The organism is Mesorhizobium sp. M7A.F.Ca.CA.002.05.1.1, from assembly GCF_003998335.1.
Lineage (GTDB): Bacteria > Pseudomonadota > Alphaproteobacteria > Rhizobiales > Rhizobiaceae > Mesorhizobium.
Genome location: NZ_RZQI01000800.1, coordinates 1 through 2,741, shown reverse-complemented (window position 1 = coordinate 2,741; position 2,741 = coordinate 1). Strand labels below are relative to the sequence as shown.

Below are 2,741 nucleotides of genomic sequence, written 5' to 3'. Positions count from 1 at the left end.
GAAACCGTCAACGATCTTTCCTTATATGCCGCCGGTCGTTGCTTAAGGCTCCCAAACGAGAGTCAAGCATTGAGCTCCGATTCTTACATAGAATTTCAGACTGAGAGCCGAGAAAGGAATTCGACATGTTGAAACAACTGTTTGTCATAACCGTAACCTTGATGTTCAACGTCATGCCGGCGTTCGCACATCTTAACCCGGAGGAGCATGGCTCGCTTCTCGCAGGCTTCTCTCATCCTTTGTTTGGGCTCGACCACATTCTGGCGATGATCGCTGTGGGCTTGTGGGCTGCTCTGCTCGGTGGGCGGTCCACATGGCTCATCCCCTCAGCGTTTGTCGGAACCATGGTCGTCGGCTTCGTTGTGTCCATGCTCGGTGGTGACCTCCCATTCGCAGAGCCCGTCGTTGCAGCGTCAGTTCTCATTCTCGGTCTGCTGGCTTTCGCAGCACTTCAAGTTCCAACATCGGTGGGAATGGTATTGGTCGGCTTCTTCGCATTTTTCCATGGGTACGCACATGGCGGTGAACTTGGTGAAGCGGGAGCGTTTCCGTTCCTGGTAGGGTTTGTCATCGCGACTACTCTGCTTCATGCCCTCGGCGTGAGGATAGGTCTTGGGCTATCGCGGCCTGCGATTGGCGGAGTGCAACGTTGGGTCGCCCAAATGGCTGGCGGCCTCACGGCGCTCGCCGGTTTATGGATAGTCGCCGGCGGTTAGTAGGCTCGTGTTCTTCTAATGATCATAGGTGCGCTCGTAGCTTCGGCCGCAGGCTCCCCGCCACCCCCTTTGAGGTCAGCAGGCCACGCAGTGGTCGTTACGCCGCGCCGCGCCGATTAGTTCGTCGAAACATGTCGAAGATCGGCGGCCGTATCGTCCGCATGACAGTCGACATGGTTGATCATGCGACTCCATGTTCGGCAGTGCGACGATCGTGAACAACGCGGACTGCTGCGCATGCCGCACTCGGTCCAAATCCTGAACGTTTAGCGAGAGTCAAATGCGACGAACGCCTCACTATCGCGCGACAAGGCACGACTTGACAATTGCCGCAACTCCGAACGCGCTGAAAATCCTGTCTCGCGGCATAGAGACAACCGACCTGCGGTGATTTGATCATCATTCACCGCAATCGAGGGATAGCGGGGCACTCTGAAGAAGGCCCGCAATTATTGTTTTCTATTACATCTCATGCCTCCCATGTCTGCTAGTCTAGCGAAAGGGGCGGGCTTGCCGCTGGTTTATGGCAGGGAACGGAGAAATCGGCGTGGAAGGTTCCGACCAGGTCATCTTTCTCGTGGACGACGATGTCCATGTTCGGGAGTCGATCAGTGACTTCCTCGCATCGGCGGGCCTCCGGTGTGTCGCAGTGGGCTCGGTAAGCGAGTACCTCGAATACCGTCGGCCCGACTTACCAAGCTGTATCGTGCTTGACGTGGAGCTCCCCGGCGTAAGCGGGCTTGAGTTTCACGAACAGATCGCCAGCGGCGATCATCCGCCAGTTGTGTTTATTACGGGCCATGGGGATATCCCTTCGACGGTCAGGGCGATGAAACGGGGTGCCGTTGATTTCCTCACGAAGCCCTTCCAGGAGTCGGATCTGCTCATAGCTATCAAAGCTGGCATTGAGAGAGATCGGGAGCGCCGTTCGAAGCAGGACGAATTGGGCGTTCTCCGACGCCGCTTTGCTGAACTTACACCTCGAGAGCGGGAGGTATTTCCGCTCGTGGTCAGCGGGCTAATGAACAAACAGGCGGCGGCAGAGCTCGGAATACGCGAGGTGACGCTACAGGTTCACAGAGGCAAGGTCATGCAGAAGATGCGGGCTGCCTCACTTGCCGATCTGGTGCGGATTGCAGCCATGCTCGATATTCCGATAACTCATTCCCGCCATGCAGGAGCTTTGTGAAGTGAATTCTCGTCAGTGGGTCGTCGCGATCGTGGACGATGATCCGTATCTACTTGAGTCCCTGGGAGATCTCCTGGAATCAGCCGGGCATAAGGTGCGCTCCTATGACACTGCCTTATCTCTCCTCCAGGGTGATCGGCTGTCGGAAGTAGACTGCCTGATCACTGATGTCGGCATGCCGGTCATGGATGGAGTCGAACTGCAGCGGAGGGCAAATGCTCGACTTCCCAACCTTCCCGTCATCTTCATCACAGGCAGGCAGGAACTGGCCACTCAAAGGCGAGTGACCGAAGCTTCTGTTTCTAGAGTATTTCAGAAGCCATTTGATACCAGAGCATTGCTGGATGCAGTATCCGACGCTCTCTTGGCTCGTGATTGACGCGGATACAAATACACGATCGTCCTTTTGGCGGTTTGCAGGATGGGACTTGTAAAGGATTTACCGTCGGCCAACCGAGGCCGTAGTCCGGTGTTATTGCTCTCTGGTCGTTACGGGGGGACGATGCGACTGGGAAAGCAACTGCGACAGAGGAGCTGTTCAAGGACGGTGACAGCGCGAGTCTGGCTGATTACCGTTGGCATCGGCGACTTGACGCAACGAGACTCGGATAGAGGCCTATGACGAACACGCGCAGGCTCGTAGATCTCTCGAATGTTGACCTCAAGGTCCTCGCCGAAGACGAAGAGCGTTTGCTGATGAGGGTGAGGCGCCGAGACGGCAACGCTGAGAAGACCGCGCTCGTTGTCAGGCCAAAATTGGACCAGTCACGGTTGGGCCTCGCAGCGCGCCTCGTTAATGAACACAGCCTGAAACCATATATCGAGGGCACATGGGC

At 56.3% G+C, this 2,741-nt stretch carries 4 protein-coding genes; all 4 read left to right on the top strand.

All coding sequences use genetic code 11. The features are described 5' to 3' along the window. Positions 1–125 precede the first annotated feature (125 nt). On the top strand, positions 126–716 hold the full coding sequence (locus EN939_RS28650) for a HupE/UreJ family protein (protein ID WP_127270684.1): 591 nt from the start codon (positions 126–128) through the stop codon (positions 714–716). A gap of 547 nt (positions 717–1,263) precedes the next feature. Beyond that, entirely contained in the window at positions 1,264–1,905 is a 642-nt protein-coding gene (locus EN939_RS28645; protein ID WP_127270687.1) for a response regulator transcription factor, read from the top strand. Position 1,906: 1 nt separating this feature from the next. Then, positions 1,907–2,284: a response regulator transcription factor gene (locus EN939_RS28640; RefSeq protein ID WP_127270690.1), complete on the top strand. Its 378-nt coding sequence runs from the start codon at positions 1,907–1,909 to the stop codon at positions 2,282–2,284. A 239-nt stretch (positions 2,285–2,523) separates the two neighbouring features. Next, positions 2,524–2,741 (top strand): hypothetical protein (locus EN939_RS38665; protein WP_206528360.1); only part of this gene is annotated, 218 nt, incomplete at its 3' end.